We start from the raw sequence: 19,060 nt of genomic DNA on the forward strand, positions 1-19,060 counted from the left end.
ACAATGATCAAGACCGTTCAGACGACACCCTTTCAGGATCAGAAGCCGGGCACATCCGGCCTGCGCAAGAAGGTGCCCGTCTTCGCCCAGGAAAATTATGCCGAAAACTTCATCCAGTCGATCTTCGACTCGCTTGAGGGCTTTCAGGGCCAGACGCTGGTGATCGGCGGCGATGGCCGTTATTACAACCGCGAAGTCATCCAGAAGGCGATCAAGATGGCGGCCGCCGCCGGTTTCGGCAAGGTGCTGGTCGGTCAGGGCGGCATTCTCTCAACCCCCGCCGCCTCCAATATCATCCGCAAATACAAAGCCTTCGGCGGCATCGTGCTTTCCGCCAGCCATAATCCTGGTGGCCCGACCGAAGATTTCGGCATCAAATACAATATCGGCAATGGCGGCCCAGCGCCGGAAAAGATCACCGACGCGATCTATGCCCGCTCGAAGGTCATCGACAGCTACAAGATTTCCGACGCTGCCGACGTCGATCTCGACAAGGTGGGCAGCTTCAAGGTGGATGAACTGACGGTCGACGTCATAGATCCGGTCGCCGATTATGCCGCTTTGATGGAAGAACTGTTCGATTTTGCCGCCATTCGCTCCCTGATTGCTGGCGGCTTCAAGGTTGTCGTCGATTCCATGAGTGCCGTCACCGGCCCCTATGCCGTGGAAATCATCGAAAAGCGTCTCGGCGCGCCGAAGGGTTCGGTCCGCAACGCAACGCCGCTGCCCGATTTCGGCGGCCACCATCCCGACCCCAACCTGGTGCACGCCAAGGAGCTTTATGACGATGTCATGAGCCCGGAAGGTCCCGATTTCGGCGCGGCGTCGGATGGCGACGGCGACCGCAACATGGTGGTCGGCAAGGGCATGTTTGTCACCCCGTCCGACAGCCTGGCGATCATCGCCGCCAATGCACGGCTCGCGCCCGGTTATGCCGCCGGCATTTCCGGCATCGCCCGTTCCATGCCGACAAGTGCCGCAGCCGACCGCGTCGCAGAAAAACTTGGGCTTGGCATGTACGAGACGCCAACCGGCTGGAAATTTTTCGGCAATCTCATGGATGCCGGCAAGGTTACAATCTGCGGTGAGGAAAGCTTCGGCACCGGCTCCAACCACGTGCGCGAAAAGGATGGCCTGTGGGCCGTGCTCTACTGGCTGAACATTGTCGCCGCCCGCAAGGAAAGCGTGAAGGACATCGTTACCAAGCACTGGGCCGAATATGGGCGCAACTATTATTCCCGCCACGATTATGAGGAAGTGGATTCGGACGCCGCAAACACGCTGGTGGCCATCCTGCGCGAAAAACTCGCAACACTTCCCGGCACCAGCTACGGCAATCTTAAGGTCGCAGCTGCTGATGATTTCGCCTATCTCGACCCGGTCGACCAGTCCGTCAGCAAGAACCAGGGTATCCGCATCCTGTTCGAAGGTGGTTCGCGCATCGTGCTGCGCCTTTCCGGCACGGGCACTGCCGGGGCAACGCTCAGACTTTACGTCGAACGCTATGAGCCGGATGCGGCCCGTCACGGCATCGAAACGCAGGCGGCGCTTGCCGACCTTATTTCCGTTGCCGATACGATCGCCGGCATCAAGGCCCATACCGGCCGCAACGAACCGACCGTCATCACGTAAGGTTTTGCATTGCACGCACCGTTTCCGGCAACGGGCATAGCGAAAAACTTGGCAGGCGGCCATGAGGCCGCCTGAGGTTACTGACTAACCTCCCCGCCAGACTCGATATCATCATCTTCCGGAGAGAGAGACCATGCAGAAACCAGCCGTTTTCCCCAAAGGCGTAACCCAGACGGAAAACGGAACGGAATTTGCGGTCTATTCCCGGCACGCCTCACAAATCGACCTTTGCCTTTTTGATGCGACGGGCGAAAAAGAGACCGCGCGTTTGCCAATGAGGCGCGATGAGAATGACATTCACCGGCTGACAGTTGCCGAGACCGGCCCCGGTGCGCGATATGGCTACCGCGCCGACGGCATTTATGCCCCCGAACATGGCCTGTGGTTCGACCCTGCAAAACTGCTGCTCGACCCCTATGCCACGGAGATAGACCGGCCATTCCGGCATGACGCCGCGCTTTTGGCCTATGGCGAAGACACGGGCGCGATCATGCCGAAGGCGATCCTGTCGCAATATGAGCAGGTCAGGCGCCAGCCGCCACGCTTTGCCGAAGGCGGGCTGATTTACGAACTCGCGGTTAAATCCTTCACCAAATTGCATCCTGCCGTGCCGGAAGAGCTGAGAGGCACGGTGGCAGCGCTGGGTCATCCTGCCATTATCGCGCATTTGAAAAAAATCGGTGTCGATGCGGTGGAGCTGATGCCGATCACCGCCTGGATCGACGAGCGCCACCTGCCGCCGCTTGGCCTTTCCAATGCATGGGGATACAATCCCGTCGGCTTCATGGCGCTCGATCCGCGCCTCTGCCCCGGCGGAGTGCGGGAGCTGCGCGACACGGTTGCAGCCCTGCACGCGCAAGGCATCGGCGTCATTCTCGATCTGGTTTTCAACCATACGGGTGAAAGCGACAGCGAAGGCTCCATCCTGTCTTTGCGCGGACTGGACAATCTCACCGCTTTCCGTCACCCGGAAGGAAAGCCGGGCGTGCTGGTCAATGACACCGGCACCGGCAACACGGTGGCCTGCGATCATCCCTATGTGCGCCAGCTCATTATCGATTCCCTCAGGCATTTCGTTCTCAATGCCGGTATCGATGGCTTCCGTTTCGATCTCGCGCCCATATTGGGACGAACGGCTAGTGGCTTCGACATGGCCAGCGAAACGCTTGCCGCCATGCACTCTGACCCGGTACTATACGACCGCGTGCTGATCGCCGAACCATGGGATATCGGCCCCGGCGGCTATCAGCTCGGCAACTTTCCGGAGAGCTTTCTGGAATGGAACGACCGCGCCCGCGACGACATGCGCCGGTTCTGGCGCGGCGATGCGGGAACAACCGGGGCGCTGGCCAATGCGCTTTCCGGCTCTTCGCCGATCTTTTCCCGCCATGGACGTTCGAAAAGCCGCAGCGTCAATTTCCTTGCCGCCCATGACGGTTTCACCCTGTTCGATCTCGTCAGCCACGAACACAAGCACAATGAGAAAAACGGCGAGAACAATCGCGACGGGCATAATGAAAATCATTCCTGGAACAATGGTTTGGAGGGATTGACGGACGATCCTGCCGTCGTGGCCGCCCGCCACGCGGATGTGAAAGCGCTGCTTTCCACGCTCTTCGTCAGTCGCGGCACATTGATGCTGACCGCCGGCGATGAGGGTGGCCGCAGCCAGCATGGCAATAACAATGCCTATTGCCAGGACAACGAGATAACGTGGGTCGACTGGTCGTCGCTCTCCCAGGAGCTGACTGACCACACGGCATTTCTTGCAAAACTTCGCAAACGCTTCGGCGTGTTTTCGCAAACAGAGTTTTTCTCCGGCAACGGCGATGTGGCATGGCTTGCCCCCGGCGGAGAACCGATGACGGTCGCGGAATGGGAAAGGCCGGACATGCCGGCTTTCGCCATGGTGCTTGCCACGCCGGACCACGAGACCGAAAACGACGCGGAGCTTGCCGTGCTCATCAACCGCAGCCATGAGATCGTGCCCTTCACCCTGCCGGGCGACGACTGGCAAGCGATCGGCACGGATTTCGGCAATCCGGCCTTCCTGCCTGCCCGCTCGGTGGTGTTTTATCTGCGCGGTTGATCGCTTGGCCCCGGCACCTTTATAAGTTCCGAAAGGCAATCGAGAAGAGGTAACATGGCAAAGGAAATAGCGCTGGCGGAAATGAAAAATTTCGTCGGCACGGAGCTGGGCGTTTCCGACTGGATCACCGTCGACCAGACAATGATCGACGCCTTCGCAAAAGCGACGCTGGACGAACAGTTCATCCACACCGACCCGGAACGCGCCAAGGCGGAAAGCCCCTTTGGCGGCACTATCGCGCATGGGTTCCTGACGCTCTCGCTGCTTTCAGCGCTCAATTACGATGCCCTGCCCCGCATTCGCGAAACGACCATGGGCATCAACTACGGCTTTGACGCCGTCCGCTTCGTCACGCCGGTCAAAAGCGGAGCACGGGTGCGTGGCCGTTTCACTTTGGCCGAGGCGCGGTTTCGCGGCGCCGCCATGCTGGTGACGACCTATGATGTGACGGTGGAGATAGAAAACGAGAAAAAACCGGCGCTCACTGCCCGCTGGACAACCATCACCCAGTTCAACCCCGAGGACAGGCCGCAAGACGCCTGATGGCGGAGTAAATCCCAATTTGAGATCGGAGTGTCTGTGAGATTCGCATATTTGATAGAACCTCCGTTCAACTACAGGAACGAATGCGGCGATGTGACCGGGTGCGATGTGGAGTTGGCGCGAGTCATTCTAGCCATGATCGGTATTCATGACATTGAATTCATCGAAGCCGAATTCTCGCAATTGTTGCCTGGGCTGAACGAAAACCTTTGGGATATGACTACTGGCCTCTTCGATACCGCTGAACGCAGAAAGATCGTGACGTTCAGCCATCCCATCTGGGCGTTGCCTGATGGACTGTTGGTGAGGAAGGGCAACCTCAGAGATCTGGGCGGATACGCATCGGCAGCAAAAAATCCGGAATGTACGCTGGTCGCGATCCGTGATCAGATCCAACATCGCGCAATTATGGAAGCGGGCGTGCCCGATGACCGCATTCTCATTTGCGAGACCTACGACGAGGCCGCTCAGGCCGTATTGGATGGGCGTGCCGACGCCTATGCCAGCGTGGCCATGGCCCCTCTCGGTTTTATGCAGCAAAATCCAGAGCTCGATTTGGAAGTTGTCTCCGTTTTACCGAAAGAGAGACCAGCAGCCTCAGGCGCATTTGCTTTCCGCCAATCCGACCGGGAACTCCAGAGCGCGGTCGATGCGGCGCTCCTTTGTTATATCGGATCAGACGAGCACCGTGTGCTGATGCGCAATTTTGGTTTTGATGATCAAGCCCTCGTCAACCGCGAGGCCAGTCTGGCAAAGTAACGCCAGACTGCGCAAAGGAGACGGCCCAATGCATGATGAAGCCGTAAGAGACGCGTTTCTCGCACAGGCAAGAGCCTGCGACAGCCTCGGTTCGCCCTTTACCGCACGGCTTTGCCGCGCGGTGGCGGCGCGGCTGGATCGCCAGACGGACGTTGGCGAGATGATTTTGTCCTGGCCTGGCGATGTCGGCCCGTCCGGCGATTCCGTCCCACTGCGGCTTGCCGGTGCCCTGCATGCGCTTGTCATCGAGGACAAGATCACTCCTCTTGTCGATATAGCACCCGAAGACGAGAATGCGCTCTGGCAGGCTTGCGCAAGTGCCTTGCGCTTCCATTCGGGCTTCATCCTCGAAAGACTGAAATCGCCGCCGCAGACCAACGAAGTCCGCCGTTCCGCTGTGCTGCTGCCGGGTTTTCTTTCCATTGCGGAGCTTTTCGGCAAGCCGCTGGTCCTTTCAGAGGTCGGCGCCAGCGCCGGTCTGAACCTGCAATTTGACCGCTACCAGTATCGTCTTGGCGATCTTGCCTGGGGCAGGCAATCCGAAGTGTCCATGTCGCCGGAATGGCGCGGAGACACCCCGCCCGACAAGCGGATAGAGGTCATCGAGCGCGCCGGCTGCGATCTTAACCCACTCGATCCGTCGTCTGCCGAGGACCGGTTGCGGCTGATGTCATATGTCTGGGCCGATCAGACCGACAGGCTGGAGCGCACGGCGGCCGCCCTGCGTATTGCAGTGGAAAACGGCTTGCACGTTGAAAAGGCTGACGCAATTGACTGGCTGCAACGCCGCCTTGCCGCGCAACATTCGGGCGCTGCCCATGTGGTCTACCATTCTGTCGCCTGGCAATATCTGCCCGATGCGCTGAAAGAGGCCGGCGAAACGCTGATCGCCGAGGCTGGAAGCCGTGCCACCCCTGAGGCTCCGCTTGCCCGCCTGCAGATGGAGGCAGATATGACGCCGGGAAGCGCCGCAATCACCCTGCAAATCTGGCCGACCGGTAAGAAACAGGAAATCGGCCGCGCCGATTTCCATGGGCGATGGGTGGAATGGCAGGGGTGGAAAAGCTAGACCGCCACGTCCTGCGCCGCTTCCTGCAACAGGCCGCCGACATATTCGGCGAAGGAGCGCCAGCACTCTACCCGGAACGTATCGTCAGCCACGCGCAGCAGCACCACTTCCGCCTTGCCGAAAACCGTTCGCGAGCAGGCGCCGATCGGGAACTGTGCGATAGACAGATCCTGCGGGCAACCGGCGTTCAGGGCTGCCTCCGCGCCGGGGCCGGAGACGATGACAGCCGTGTTGCGGTGGGAAACGTCGGTCGCCGAAAACAGGCCGTGAACGGTGGCGAGCGCCGCCATCAGGTCGCTTTCGCCCTGATCGATCACCAGCCATTCGTCCGGACCAAGCCAGAGAGCGGAACGCAAACCCGACGTGACAGAGCTTTTCGGGCTGTTGGGCAATAACAGGCCGAGTGCATCCGAGAGGGCCGGCAGTGCGCTTTCCCTTGCGCGCAGCGACAGCCGCGACGCCGAGGCGGCGGGCTTCAGCGAGACGAAGGGCGAACCACCGTGGAAATCCTCGAGTACGGATTTGCGTTTTGCGTGAAGTGTGTCAGCCATTGAGACGGGCTCCTTCCTTGTCGAGGAAGACCATGTCGGTCACTTCGACGGCAATTGTTTTATCGGCAAGCGGGATGTAGAGCGTTTCGCCCATGCGCGCCCTGCCATCCGCCACCAGCGCAAAGGCGATGGAGTGGCCGAGATTTTCCGACCAGTAGGCGGAAGTGACATGGCCGAGCATGGTCATGGGTTTCGGCTGGTTTGGATCAGCAACGATCTGGCCACCCTCTTCGGGAACAGTCAGCCGGTCCTTCGTCTTGAGGCCCACAAGCTGCTTTCGACCGGAGCGCATGAGATCCGGGCGTTTCAGACCGCGGATACCGACGAAATCCGTCTTCTTCTTGGAAACGGCCCAGGCAAGCCCCGCATCGTCAGGCGTCACGGTGCCGTCGGTATCCTGTCCGACGATGATGTAACCCTTTTCGGCACGTAGGATGTGCATGGTCTCGGTGCCATAAAGGCATCCGCCCACCGCTTCGGCCCGTTCACGGATCGCGGTCCAGACGGCAGCGCCGTAATCGGCCGGAACGTTGATTTCGAAACCAAGCTCACCCGTGAATGATACACGGAAGAGACGCGTGGGCACACCGCAGAAGGTGCCTTCCGCGACCGCCATATGCGGGAAGGCTTCGGGCGAAATATCGATACCCTCGACAAAAGGTGCGATCACCTCGCGCGCTTTCGGTCCCTGCACCGCAATCACCGCCCATTGTTCGGTCGCCGATGTCAGCCAGACATTCAGCTCGGGGAATTCGGTCTGGAGATAATCCTCCATGTGCTGGAGAACGCGCGGTGCGCCGCCCGTCGTCGTCGTCACATGGAAACGGTCCTCGGAAAGACGACCGACAACACCGTCATCGTAAACGAAACCGTCCTCGCGCGTCATGATGCCATAGCGGCAACGGCCGGGTTTCAGTGTGTCCCAGGCATTTGTGTAGATGAGGTTCAGGAACTTAGCCGCATCGGGGCCGACCACCTCGATCTTGCCGAGCGTGGAGGCATCGAACACGCCGACGCTTGTCCGCACCGTCTTGCATTCGCGGTTGAGCGCCTCGTGCATATCCTCACCGCCGCGCGGGAAGAACCATGCGCGCTTCCAGTTGCCGACATCCTCGAAAAGGGCGCCTGCCGCAGCCTCTTCGTCATGCATCGGCGTCTTTCGGGTCGGGTCGAACAGCGCACCGCGCGAATGGTTGATGAGCGTGCCGAAGGTGACCGGCGTATAGGGTTGGCGGAAAGTGGTGAGACCGACCTTCGGCAGATCCCGCCCAAGCGCTTCCGAGGCAATGGCAAGGCCATGCATGTTGGACATCTTGCCCTGATCGGACGCCATGCCATTGGTGGTGAAGCGCTTGATATGCTCGACCGAATGCATGCCTTCACGCACGGCCAGGCGAATATCCTTGGCGCAGACATCGTGCTGGAAATCGATGAAGGCCTTGACGCCGGTGCCTTCGCCTGCCCCTTCCGCAGCGCCGATCATGCCGCCGGTCCAGGCGCGCGCATTCTCACCGGAGAATTCCGCTGCACCGCCACCTGCGGCAGCAGCCTCGGCGATCAATGCGGCGAGATCGTCCGTGCCGTTGCAGGCGCCGACTGACACACAATTCTGCACATGGATGTCAGGCAGGAACCGCTGGTTTGCCGCGTCAAACTTCAGCTTGCCGCGCGATTGCGAGAAGAGATGCACCGAAGGCGTCCAGCCCGCCGAAACGACGAGCGCGTCGATGGCGATCTTGCGCTTGTTAGAGCCGCCATTGCGGCCAACGCTCATGGAAGAAACGCGCAGCCGCCCTGACGTATCGTAAACACTGTGACCCGCCAGTACCTCGATGCCCAGCGCCCGCGCCTCGTCCAGCAGCCGCCGATCGGGGTTCTCGCGGCAATCCACGATAGCGGCGATCTTCACACCCGCTTTCTTGAGATCGAATGCCGTCTCATAGGCAGAATCATGGGCTGTGTAGACACCGACATTATTGCCGACGGTCACGCCGTAATGGTTGAGATAGATGCGCGCAGCAGAAGCCAGCATGATGCCGGGACGATCATTATTGGCAAAGACCATGTGCCGCTCGATCGCGCCTGCCGCCAGAACGACCTTCTTGGAGCGGACCTGCCACAGTCTTTCACGTGGCTGGTGTTTGGCCGGCGTGGCGAGGTGATCGGTCACACGCTCGGCCAGCGCCACGAAATTGTGGTTGTAATAACCGAACGCTGTCGTGCGGGTCAGAACACGCACATTGGGCAGCGATTTCAGTTCAGTCAAAACTTTTTGCGCCCAGTCATATCCGGACAGGCCGTCGATGACCGCACCGGTATCAAAACGCAGCGCGCCGCCAACTTCGGCATTCTCATCAACCAGAATGACGCTGGCGCCAGTTTTTGCAGCGGTGAGCGCCGCTGTCAGCCCGGCCACACCGCCACCGGCCACCAGCACGTCGCAATGGGCATAGCGGCCGGAATAATGATCCGCATCCGGCTCGGTCGGCGCCTTGCCGAGACCGGCTGCGCGACGGATGATCGGTTCATAAATCTTGTGCCACGCGGCCTTCGGCCACATGAACGTCTTATAGTAGAAACCAGCCGCAAACATCGGCGACAGGAAATCGTTGATCGCACTGATATCGAAGGACAGCGACGGAAAGCGGTTCTGCGAGGCGATGATGGCGCCGTCGAATACATCCTGCACCGTGGCGCGCACATTCGGCTGCTTGCGCAGGCTGTCACGCGACACGTCGATCAGCGCATTCGGCTCCTCCGGGCCGGCGGAAAGGAAACCGCGCGGCCGGTGATATTTGAACGAACGGCCAATCAGATGCACGCCATTCGCCAGAAGTGCGGATGCAACGGTGTCGCCTTCCAGCGCCTGATAGATCTTGCCGTCGAAGGTGAAGCGTGCCGTTCTGGCAGGTGTCAGGCGACCGGCGCCCTTGATACGATAATCGCCGCTCATTGCGCAGCTCCCTTTTGGGCGGAAAGAACCGCGTCGGCATCCGGTTTCGGCTCGCCTGCCTTGTAGGTCATCAGGAATTTGTCGCTGACGGAATCGCGCGCGGCGTTGAAAAAGCGGCCGCAACCGTGAATGTGGCGCCAGCGCTCGAAAACGAGACCTTTGTCATTGTCGCGAATGAAGAAATATTCGGCAAAGGCCTCGTCCGAAATATCGGCAATGTTTTCCGGCCGGGCGATATGGGCTTCGCCCGCCCAGCGAAATTCGAGTTCGGAACGGTCTTCCCGGCAATAAGGGCAATGGATCAGAAGCATCGTGGCTCCACCTTCAAAGAGAACTTTCCGGAAGCATGCTTCCGGCGGGTTGGTCACACAGCCGCTTTCCCATCGCAACGAAGGGGGAAAGCCGCTTCAAGAGCTGCTCGAAATTATCGAATGGTTTCAGCGCCGAGGCCCGACCCATATTGATGATGGCAACCGCCATCATGTCGGTGTCGATCGCGAAGGGCTCGTCCTGCGCACCATTTTCCTTCTCGCCGACGAAATAGACCAGCTTGTCCGCGAGACTCGGCGCGCAGAGCAAAAGGCCTTTTTCCGCCACGAAAGGCCAGTCGCGTTCACCCTGCATTCTCTGGATTTTCTGGCTACGAAAATCCCCCATCTCGGGGATGAGATTGCCCGCCGGCACGACCGCCGCCGCAACACCCATGTTTGCCGAAAGCATAACCGCCGCCAGCATCAGTGCGCCACGGCGGCGGCAGCGGCCTCGTCGATGAGGCGTCCGGTGCGGAAACGATCGAGCGTCAGCCCCGCCGCCAGACGGTGCGGTTCGCCGCGCGCGATGAGATGCGCAAACAGATTGGCCGAGCCCGGCGTCGCCTTGAAACCGCCCGTGCCCCAGCCGCAATTGACAAAGAGATTTGGCACCGGCGTCACACTCTGAATGGCGGAGCGATCGGGTGTGTTGTCGGTAATGCCGCCCCATTGGCGCATCATCTTGACGCGGCGGAAAATCGGGAACAGCTCGCAGATGGCGTCAAGCGTATGCGTGATGATCTGCAGGCCGCCAGTCTGGGAGTAGGAATTATACTGGTCGGTGCCAGCACCGATGACCAGCTCGCCCTTGTCCGACTGGGAGATATAGGCATGCACCGTATTGGACATGACGACACAGGGGAAGATCGGCTTCAGCGGCTCTGATACCAGCGCCTGTAACGGGTTGGAATGCAGAGGCACACGCACATCCGCCATTTTCATCAGAACGGAGGAGTGGCCGGCGGCGGAAACGCCGATTTTCTTTGCGCCAATGAAACCGCGATTGGTCTCGACGCCCGTGACCGCGCCATCAGGTCCGCGCCTGATGGCCGTGACTTCGCAATTCTGGATAATGTGCACGCCGCGATCGGAAGCCGCACGCGCATATCCCCAGGCCACCGCATCGTGACGCGCCGTGCCGCCGCGCCGCTGGAGGGCAGCACCGTTGATCGGATAACGCGCATTGCCGGAAATCTCGAGTGGCGGGCAATAGGCCTTGGCTTGTTCCGGCGTCAGCCATTCATTGTCGATGCCATAGAGACGGTTGGCATTGATATGGCGCTTGAAGGACTGCTGGTCGTGAATATTGTGCGACAGCATCATAACGCCGCGCGCCGAATACATGACGTTGTAATTGAGATCCTGGCTCAGGCCTTCCCATAATTTCAGGGAATGCTCGTAGATATCCATGCTCTCTTCATAGAGATAATTGGAGCGGATGATGGTGGTGTTGCGGCCGGTATTGCCACCGCCTAGCCAGCCCTTTTCCAGCACCGCTATATTGGTAATGCCGTGTTCCTTGGCAAGATAATAGGCGGCCCCAAGACCGTGGCCGCCGCCACCGATGATGATGACGTCATATTCCTTGCGCGGCTCGGGCGACGCCCATTGCGCATCCCACCCCTTATGACCCCGCAACGCCTCGCGCGCCACGGCAAAAACGGAATATTTGCGCATTCGCAGTCTGCTCCTCAAGAACCGGCCAGAAGCCGAAAGCATAGCTCCGGCACATATTATACACATGGCAAATCGGCATCGGAGGCAATATCCATTTTGCGACGCCGCAATGCTTTTGTTTCGACATTGCAGGCAGAATGCCGGGATAGCTGGATTTTGGCTGTTGAATATGCGGTACCGTATGGACTTGCTGCAAATGTTCTGATATTGCACGTCACCAATCGCTAGGCTCGACGGCCGAACGAACGATTTTATTTGCGTGCGAATGCCTTTATTCTCACAGCAAGACAACCAAACAAAAGGAACGGGTTTCACGTGCAGGTACTAGTCCGCGACAATAACGTTGATCAGGCGCTTCGCGCTCTCAAGAAAAAGATGCAGCGCGAAGGCATTTTCCGTGAAATGAAAATGCGCGATTATTACGAAAAGCCTTCCCAGAAGCGCGCCCGCGAAAAGGCTGAAGCTGTTCGTCGCGTTCGCAAGCTGGCACGCAAGCGCGCACAGCGCGAAGGTCTGGTTGCAGCTCCGCGCGCAGGCCGTTAATAGGCCGTCTTTTGGACGTTTTTGAATGCTTGTTGGGCGGGGGCGATCAATTCGCCGCCGCTCTTTGTGTTTGTGGCCGGAGAATGATCTTGAGACCGGCCTGCGAGGGAACCCCCACCGAATGACCGCTGTTGATGCCTGTGTTGTGAAAAACTCCGATGCCTCCACGCGCCGGGTGCTCCTGAAAAACAACAAGAGATTCCGTGTTTCCCTTGTCGTCTGTACCGTCCTTGCCGGTCTTTCCGGCTGCGCTACGTCCAACCAGACTGACGATGTCTTCAGGATCGACCGTGCCCAGGGCTCGCAGGAAAACATTGCCTCGCTCACCTCGGTCATCAACGCCAATCCTCAGGATCCGGAAGGCTATAACGTCCGTGGCTCCGCTTACGGCCGCGCCGGCGATTCGCGCCGCGCTATCGAGGATTTCAACAAGGCGCTGCAACTGAACCCGCGCTTTTATCAGGCCTATGCCAACCGCGCGCTCGTGTATCGCAATTCCGGCCAGCAGCAGCAGGCCTTGCAGGATTACAACGCCGCTTTACAGATCAATGCGAGCTATGACGTAGCCCTGATCGGCCGTGGCAATCTTTACCGCCAGTCCGGCCGCGTCAACGAAGCTTTCAACGACTTCTCCCGCGCCATCGAACTCGAAACCACCGATGGCCGCGCGTGGCACAATCGTGGCCTGATCTACCAGCTGCGCAACCAGCATGCCCAGGCCATCGAGGACTTCTCCAAGGCCATCTCGCTGTCCTCAACCTCGCCGGAACCCTATAACGGCCGTGGCCTTTCCTATGTCGCGCTGAACGACGACGAAAACGCTTTCGCCGATTTCAACCACGCCATTTCGCTTGATGGCAACGTCGCAGAATCATGGGCCAACCAGGCACTGGTCTATGAGCGCCGCGGCGAGATGGCGAAAGCCGCAAAGTCCTATTCACATGCGGCACGGCTTGATCCGAAATATAAGCCCGCGCTCGACGGCGTTGCCCGCACGCGCGGTGCCGGCGCATCCTGATCAAAAACAGATACGAACAGAAAAGCCGGCGGTGCGACACCTGCCGGCTTTTTTATGGGAAACTTTTAAAGCCTCAATGGCTGTCGCGGCGCGCCTCGGGCGTGGCATCCCCCGCCCACAACTCCGCCTGCACCGCATTTTGAAACTCCATGACCTCGCGCCGCATGGCGGCGTCCTCATAGCCGAGGCCCGTCAGATAGGCGGCCAGTTCACGGCACTCCCTGCGCCAGAAATCATTCGCCTCCACACCATGCAGCCGGTCGAGCATGGTTGCGCACCGTTTTACGTTGGCAATACGGTTCTTTGCCGGAAAGGCGATTACTTCCGAATTCGTCGTCACGCGGGCACCTTGCTCTTCGAGGAATCAATACCGACTTTTTAAAGGCTGGATGGTTAACGAAGTCTGCTACGCAGGAGAGAAGGCCGCTAACGCCTTGCAGGGACGGGTTCTGCAGCCTGTCAGACGCAAGAATCTGCGGTGCCAGAGGACACCGATTCGGGCAAATCGCCGATTACCAAGGAATTTACCAATCAAGATTACCGAAATTTCATGCCGTGGGAGATAGAAGAAGTATATGTGTGTTGAAACAACACCGGTCTCATCGTATATTCTTGCAAAGAAAAAAAATGCCGCAGCGCAGCCAAAAACGGAGAAATCGTTCTCGGGAGGAGAGCACCATGTATGCACCTCGTGTATTTTTCAGCATGATTGGTGCATTGCTTGCCTTTGCGGTCGCTACATATTTCATCCAGGGGTCGTTCTATACGGCATTCATCCAGACCCTCATCTGCGCCGTCATTCTGCAAACCGGTTATTTTATTGCACTTCTGGTTCTGGTCGCCCGGGAGAAACGCCGGATGCGCGAAACCTTCGCGCTTGATCGCAGCGCCGAGATCATGACGCCGGACACGGTAAGCAGCGCCCCGCCACATGGCGCGAAACTGACCGATATGTGACCTCTCACGCACATTCTTTTATTGCGCCGCAAAAAAATCACTTGCATCCACACCCCTGACACTTTCTGCTGACCAAATCCTGACGGTTCGTCACAGCAGAAGGACAACACATGGTGAGCGGTTCACAGCCCATTTGCGTCATCATCGCTGCGAAAAATGCATCTGATACGATAGATATCGCCATCCGCTCCGCCCTTGTGGAGCCGGAGGTCGCCGAAGTCATGGTGATCGACGATGGCTCCACCGATACGACCAGCGATGTCGCACATGCGGCGGATGACGGTACCGGCCGTTTGCGGGTCGTGCGATTCGACGTCAATCGTGGCCCTTCGGCCGCCCGCAACCATGCGATCTCGATTTCATCCGCACCGCTCATCAGCATTCTCGATGCGGACGACTTTTTTTTCAAAGGCCGTTTTGCCGCCATGCTGGAAAATGACGACTGGGATCTGGTGGCCGACAATATCGCCTTCATCCAGCAATCGGTTCCGGGCGCGTCGTCCATGCAGCCGGCCCGCTTCGAACCACAGGCCCGGTTTCTGTCGCTGACGGAGTTCGTGGAAGGCAATATTTCCAGACCCGGCGTGGAACGCGGGGAAACCGGCTTTCTGAAACCGGTGATCCGCCGCGCCTTTCTGGACAAACATGCGTTGCGGTACGACGAGCGTCTGCGTCTCGGCGAAGACTACGAACTTTATACCCGCGCGCTTGCCGCCGGTGCCCGTTACAAGGTCATCCGTCATTGCGGTTACGGGGCGATTGTCCGCGGCAATTCGTTGAGCGGCCGTCACAGCACGGAAGATCTTCGCCGTTTATACGAAGCGGACAGGGACATTCTCACCAGCTGCAAGCTGTCGGCCAGCGAGACGGCGATCCTGCTCGAGCACGAAAAACACATCCGCGCGAAATTCGAGCTTCGCCATTTTCTCGATGCGAAAAAGCAGAAAGGGATGGGCGGCGCGTTGAGCCACGCTCTTGCGCGCCTGCCTGCCCTGCCGGCCATCACGCGCGGCATCTGGACCGACAAGACCGCCCGTTTTCGCAAACCGGCGCCGGTTCGGGATATTCGTTATCTGCTGGACGGTACGCCGGTTTCCTGAGGGAAAACCTCCAGCGGCGAGGATGATAGCAAGTTCGATATTCTCTCATTCGTCATGCCGGACTAGATCCGGCATCCAGTCATGGCGCGTCTGCGCCATGAAGAGAGTCTTTTGCGATCAAGGACTTGAGCGCGCTGGACCCCGGACCCAGGCCGGGGTGACTGTGTCCGAAATTGCTGAGGCAACCCGCCCTCAGAGATAATCGCGTTTGACCGTTTCCAGAACAGCGGAAAAACGCTCCTTGCGTTCCTCCAGCCTGCCATCCGGGCTGAGACGCGGTTCGGCACGGCTTGCCTGCCAGAGCGCCAGCGTGGAAGGTGCTGCCAGCACTTGCTTGGCCAGTTTGCGCAGCGACAGGGATTGGCTTGCCTGCGGCCGCACCAGCACATCGCCCTCATGCGCCGGACCGGATCCAGCCTCGGCAATGACGGGGGCTGGCGGCGGCGGGAAGCTCATACCCCAGAAACGCGACCCCTTTTTCGCCGCCTCGGCGCGGGTGGAAACTGGCACGTAACGCGGCTGATACTCCACACCGACCGTGCCTGCCCAATCGCTCCACTTGAAACTGTTGATCGAGGGAGATGTGCTCACCGCCACCCATGGCACGCGGAACGCATCGGCAAGAATGGCGCCATGCATGGATTCGGCCACGATAAATTCAGATTGGGCGATGGCGCGGATGACCGACATCGCCTCGCCGCGCGGGTCGAGATAGGTTAGTCCCGCCGGTTCGCAAACCGTTTCCCACATGCCGAATTCCGCCGATTCCCAATGGGGAACGAAGGTTTTCTTGTAGAGTTTCTGCAGGCCTTTGAACTCCGGCATCTCGGTCACCATCACGGCGGGATCGACAATGCCCTTTTCGGGAGAAAGTCCCAATTTGGCTGCGGTTTTTTCGCCGCGCACGCAGCGAATGTCCCAAAATCCGGTGCTTGTATCCGGCACCGCGCCGTAGCCATAACCGCTGCCGATCACAAGCTTGCGCTGCTTTGCGGGCAACAATGTATCATTGAGAACCGTGCCGACACCGACGAGCATCACATCGTCATGCACGTCCCGCAGCCCGGGCAGCAGAAAGTCCCACAGCCACAGATTGAGATCGTCGCCAAAATTTCCGTGATGCGATTCCCAGTGGTAAGGTTTCATGAAGTCACTCCTGGGTGAAAAACATATAAATTCTTGCAGGCAAGAATTCGATCATCTTGTCCGCACTATTTTGCCTGCGCCGAGCTCAAAAGCCGCTCGCAGGAGTGCCGGATCGCGCATCGCCCACTTCAGCAGCAGTCCGAATTCGGGCACCTTGCGCCGTTTCAGATTGCCCGCCTGGCTCCAGAGCGCCTGTTTGCGCGCCGTATTTTTATAGGAAGCGATCGAGGCCACATCGTCCGGCCGCCGCGAAAATCGCCCCTCCAGCGTATCGAGCGCAACCCAGGTATTGAACTGCTGGCGCAGGAATTCCGGCGAGGTATTGTCGATGCTGTGGAAGATATTGACGCCCATTCCGCGCATGGCACCGGCATCGTCACACAGAAGCGTGCGCTTGGATGCGAGGATGGAATCGCAGAAAAACAGCACATCTTCCGCCGCAAGCCGGAGCGCCGGATCGAAGCGTATCTTTTCAAAAAGCGGGCGGCCGATCACCATGCAGGAGAGATGCAAGAAGCTCCAGTTGCGCAGCATCACGCTCGCCAGATCCGGCAGCTCGATCACCAGAGGCCGCTCGGAAAGCCTTGCGGCGCCCTCGTTCTTCTCCAGCTCGGAAATGGCGAAATGATAATAAAATTCGTCACTTGCCTGCATGGATGCCCAATAGCACTCACCGCCAAATGTCTTCAGCGCGAAGGCCGCATTCTGGAGATGATCGGGCGTCCAGATGTCGTCCGAGTCAAGAAATGCGACGTAATCGCTGCCAGCAGGAACGTGGTCGAGACCGGTATTGCGCGCACCACCCGGCCCGCCATTGGCCTGCTTAATGACGAGAATCCGCTCTTTCTGCGCTTGCGAAAGTTCTGCAAGCTCATTGTCTATCGGATATGGCGATTCGTCATCGACGATGACAAGATCGAAATCCTGGTAAGTCTGCGCAAAAACCGATGCGAGCGCACGTCCAAGAATTCCGTGCTGCTTTTGGTAATAGGGAATGACGACAGTAAATCTTGCCATTGTTTCGCCCCTTGCGTTGATCAAGAAGTGTCGGGCCCGATCCTAAAAGCGGCCCCGATGGTATCGGCAACTCCCCACCGGCGTTCCTCCCCGCCGGCCTCCAGAAACAGGATGCTTGTATGCCCCCAGCTCCAAATGTAAAGACCATCACCACGAATGTCGGCTGGAGCGTCTTGTCTAAGACAGGGACATTCGGGCTTAAATTTGTCACCGTTCCCATTCTTGCACGACTGCTGACACCGGAAGAATTTGGTGTGGTTGCAGTCGGCTTAACGGTTGTACAATTCCTGACCATGATAGCCGGAGCGGGGCTGACCTCGGCGCTGATCGTCGAGAAAGAAGAGGATATGGATACAATCCATACCGTTTTCTGGGCAAATCTGGCGATTTCCTGCACCATGGCCGCTGCGCTCTACATTTTCGCGGAGTTCTTCGGTGGGCTTCTGGGTGCGGTGGAAAGTGCCTATCTGCTGCGTATCATGGCCTTTCTCATTCCGTTGCAACTTGCGGGTGATGTCGCCTATTCACTGCTTGCCCGGCGCATGAACTTCAGCCAGGATGCGCTGTGGAGCATGGCGTCTGAAAGCATCGCGGCGGTTGTCGCCGTGGCTATGGCGCTTCTCGGCTTCGGCGTCTGGGCGCTCATCATCCAGCTTTTCGCCGCCGCACTCATCAGGCTTGTCGGGCTATATGCCGTTTCCCGCTATTGCCCGCGTTTCGTCATGAAACCGCGCCGTCTGGTGCCGCTTCTCGGTTTCAGCTCCGGCCTGATGGGATCGGAAATCGCCAATTTCGTCACCTTCCAGTCGCCGATGGTGGTGATCGCCCGGCATCTCGGCCTTGCCGATGCGGGCGCCTATTCCGCCTCCAACCGTTTTGCCAGCATTCCCAATCAGGTCGTGCTGTCGGCCGTCATGGGCGTGCTGTTTCCCGCCTTCAGCCGTATGATGGACGATCCGCAGCGCCGGCGTGATGCCCTGATGTTCAGCACGCAGGTTCTGACCGTCCTGCTTGCGCCGATGATGTTCGGCCTCTGGGCGGTGGCCGAACCGGCCATGCTGGTGATTTTCGGGCAGAACTGGGCTTATGCCTGGCCGGTTCTCGGTCTCCTTGCCCTCTCGAAAGCCATTCTGACCCCATGCAGCACCTTTATCCCCTATCTCAAGGGTGCCGGCTATGGGCGTGTTCTGTTCTGGTCGGCCACGATCCGCGCCATCGTCACCACAGTTGCCGTCTGGGCTGCAGCCGTCTACGGCAGCCTGATCGACGCGATGATTTGGCTCTGCATCGTCAATGCGGTGACGCTGGTTGCCTACTCATGGGCGGTGTTCAAGGCAAGCGATACACCCTTTCTCAGCGGCCTCTATGTCAGCAGCAGACCGATGATTGCAGCGCTGGTCATGGCCGTTTCGGTGCGTTACCTGCTTCACATCATTGCCGAACGCATCCCCAGCGCAACGCTTCAGGTGCTCGTTGGCGCCGCAGTCGGCGGCGTCATCTATGCGGCGCTGATTTTGCTGACCGAACGCGCCCTGCTTGGAAAAATCCTCGGGATGGTTAAATCGCGGCGAATGCGTGAAAACGCAACCCAAGGTTAGTGTCTCGTAACCGAAAGCGCCTCATTTCGGCCGTCAACAGGTCTCACCCGTCACGGATATGTGTTTCGTGACGGCATGGCAAAGCCATTTTTTTGCG

At 58.9% G+C, this 19,060-nt stretch carries 18 protein-coding genes; 10 read left to right on the top strand and 8 right to left on the bottom strand.

The annotated features are described in order from the left end of the window. Window positions 1-3: 3 nt before the first annotated feature. From AC5SEO_RS21935 to AC5SEO_RS21955, 5 genes are all read left to right on the top strand, one after another. Window positions 4-1,632 carry an alpha-D-glucose phosphate-specific phosphoglucomutase gene (locus AC5SEO_RS21935; protein ID WP_065688859.1) on the top strand — a complete coding sequence of 543 codons (1,629 nt, stop codon included), beginning with the start codon at window positions 4-6 and terminating at the stop codon, window positions 1,630-1,632. A gap of 133 nt (window positions 1,633-1,765) precedes the next feature. Further along, a complete protein-coding gene (glgX, locus tag AC5SEO_RS21940) occupies window positions 1,766-3,721 on the top strand; it encodes a glycogen debranching protein GlgX (RefSeq protein ID WP_174068989.1) in 1,956 nt (651 codons plus the stop codon). Window positions 3,722-3,775: 54 nt separating this feature from the next. Further along, window positions 3,776-4,264: a MaoC family dehydratase gene (locus AC5SEO_RS21945; protein WP_004431798.1), complete on the top strand. Its 489-nt coding sequence runs from the start codon at window positions 3,776-3,778 to the stop codon at window positions 4,262-4,264. A gap of 36 nt (window positions 4,265-4,300) precedes the next feature. After that, window positions 4,301-5,023, top strand: a complete 723-nt coding sequence (locus AC5SEO_RS21950) for a transporter substrate-binding domain-containing protein (protein ID WP_174068988.1) — start codon at window positions 4,301-4,303, stop codon at window positions 5,021-5,023. Window positions 5,024-5,051: 28 nt separating this feature from the next. Then, complete coding sequence (locus tag AC5SEO_RS21955) at window positions 5,052-6,092, top strand: DUF2332 domain-containing protein (RefSeq protein WP_174068987.1); 1,041 nt, start codon at window positions 5,052-5,054, stop codon at window positions 6,090-6,092. Here the strand turns inward: AC5SEO_RS21955 and AC5SEO_RS21960 are convergent. From AC5SEO_RS21960 to AC5SEO_RS21980, 5 genes are read right to left on the bottom strand one after another with little or no spacing between them, the layout of a single operon-like run. Next, complete coding sequence (locus tag AC5SEO_RS21960) at window positions 6,089-6,643, bottom strand: sarcosine oxidase subunit gamma (RefSeq protein WP_174068986.1); 555 nt, start codon at window positions 6,641-6,643, stop codon at window positions 6,089-6,091. The two genes, AC5SEO_RS21955 and AC5SEO_RS21960, sit on opposite strands and share 4 nt — an antisense overlap. Beyond that, window positions 6,636-9,596, bottom strand: a complete 2,961-nt coding sequence (locus tag AC5SEO_RS21965) for a sarcosine oxidase subunit alpha (protein ID WP_113291028.1) — start codon at window positions 9,594-9,596, stop codon at window positions 6,636-6,638. The genes AC5SEO_RS21960 and AC5SEO_RS21965 overlap by 8 nt, the downstream gene beginning before the upstream one ends. Next, complete coding sequence (locus tag AC5SEO_RS21970) at window positions 9,593-9,907, bottom strand: sarcosine oxidase subunit delta (protein WP_004431787.1); 315 nt, start codon at window positions 9,905-9,907, stop codon at window positions 9,593-9,595. Before AC5SEO_RS21970 ends, AC5SEO_RS21965 begins: the two co-directional genes overlap by 4 nt. A gap of 13 nt (window positions 9,908-9,920) precedes the next feature. Then, the gene (locus AC5SEO_RS21975; RefSeq protein WP_004431784.1) at window positions 9,921-10,331 is read right to left on the bottom strand and encodes a hypothetical protein; all 411 of its coding nucleotides are present in this window, start codon (window positions 10,329-10,331) and stop codon (window positions 9,921-9,923) included. Further along, a complete protein-coding gene (locus AC5SEO_RS21980) occupies window positions 10,331-11,584 on the bottom strand; it encodes a sarcosine oxidase subunit beta family protein (protein WP_004431781.1) in 1,254 nt (417 codons plus the stop codon). The genes AC5SEO_RS21975 and AC5SEO_RS21980 overlap by 1 nt, the downstream gene beginning before the upstream one ends. 315 nt (window positions 11,585-11,899) lie before the next feature. On the opposite strand from AC5SEO_RS21980, the gene rpsU reads away from it, so the two are divergent. Further along, complete coding sequence (gene rpsU / locus AC5SEO_RS21985) at window positions 11,900-12,127, top strand: 30S ribosomal protein S21 (protein ID WP_003498359.1); 228 nt, start codon at window positions 11,900-11,902, stop codon at window positions 12,125-12,127. 121 nt (window positions 12,128-12,248) lie between these two features. After that, entirely contained in the window at window positions 12,249-13,145 is an 897-nt protein-coding gene (locus AC5SEO_RS21990; protein WP_025595237.1) for a tetratricopeptide repeat protein, read from the top strand. A gap of 73 nt (window positions 13,146-13,218) precedes the next feature. On the opposite strand, the gene AC5SEO_RS21995 is transcribed toward AC5SEO_RS21990, so the two are convergent. Continuing rightward, the gene (locus tag AC5SEO_RS21995) at window positions 13,219-13,485 is read right to left on the bottom strand and encodes a DUF6074 family protein (protein WP_004431768.1); all 267 of its coding nucleotides are present in this window, start codon (window positions 13,483-13,485) and stop codon (window positions 13,219-13,221) included. 338 nt (window positions 13,486-13,823) lie between these two features. Here AC5SEO_RS21995 and AC5SEO_RS22000 point away from each other — a divergent pair, with 338 nt between their 5' ends. Further along, on the top strand, window positions 13,824-14,102 hold the full coding sequence (locus tag AC5SEO_RS22000; protein WP_004431765.1) for an exopolysaccharide production repressor protein: 279 nt from the start codon (window positions 13,824-13,826) through the stop codon (window positions 14,100-14,102). A 110-nt stretch (window positions 14,103-14,212) separates the two neighbouring features. Beyond that, complete coding sequence (locus AC5SEO_RS22005; protein WP_004431762.1) at window positions 14,213-15,202, top strand: glycosyltransferase family 2 protein; 990 nt, start codon at window positions 14,213-14,215, stop codon at window positions 15,200-15,202. A gap of 192 nt (window positions 15,203-15,394) precedes the next feature. Here AC5SEO_RS22005 and AC5SEO_RS22010 read toward each other — a convergent pair whose 3' ends face one another. Together AC5SEO_RS22010 and AC5SEO_RS22015 are read right to left on the bottom strand one after the other, a co-directional pair. After that, a complete protein-coding gene (locus tag AC5SEO_RS22010) occupies window positions 15,395-16,348 on the bottom strand; it encodes a polysaccharide pyruvyl transferase family protein (protein WP_004431759.1) in 954 nt (317 codons plus the stop codon). Between the two features lie 51 nt (window positions 16,349-16,399). After that, entirely contained in the window at window positions 16,400-17,365 is a 966-nt protein-coding gene (locus AC5SEO_RS22015; protein ID WP_004431756.1) for a glycosyltransferase family 2 protein, read from the bottom strand. 119 nt (window positions 17,366-17,484) lie between these two features. On the opposite strand from AC5SEO_RS22015, the gene AC5SEO_RS22020 reads away from it, so the two are divergent. Next, complete coding sequence (locus AC5SEO_RS22020; protein ID WP_025595239.1) at window positions 17,485-18,963, top strand: lipopolysaccharide biosynthesis protein; 1,479 nt, start codon at window positions 17,485-17,487, stop codon at window positions 18,961-18,963. Window positions 18,964-19,060 lie beyond the last annotated feature (97 nt).

It is taken from the genome of Agrobacterium sp. K11 (assembly GCF_059429395.1).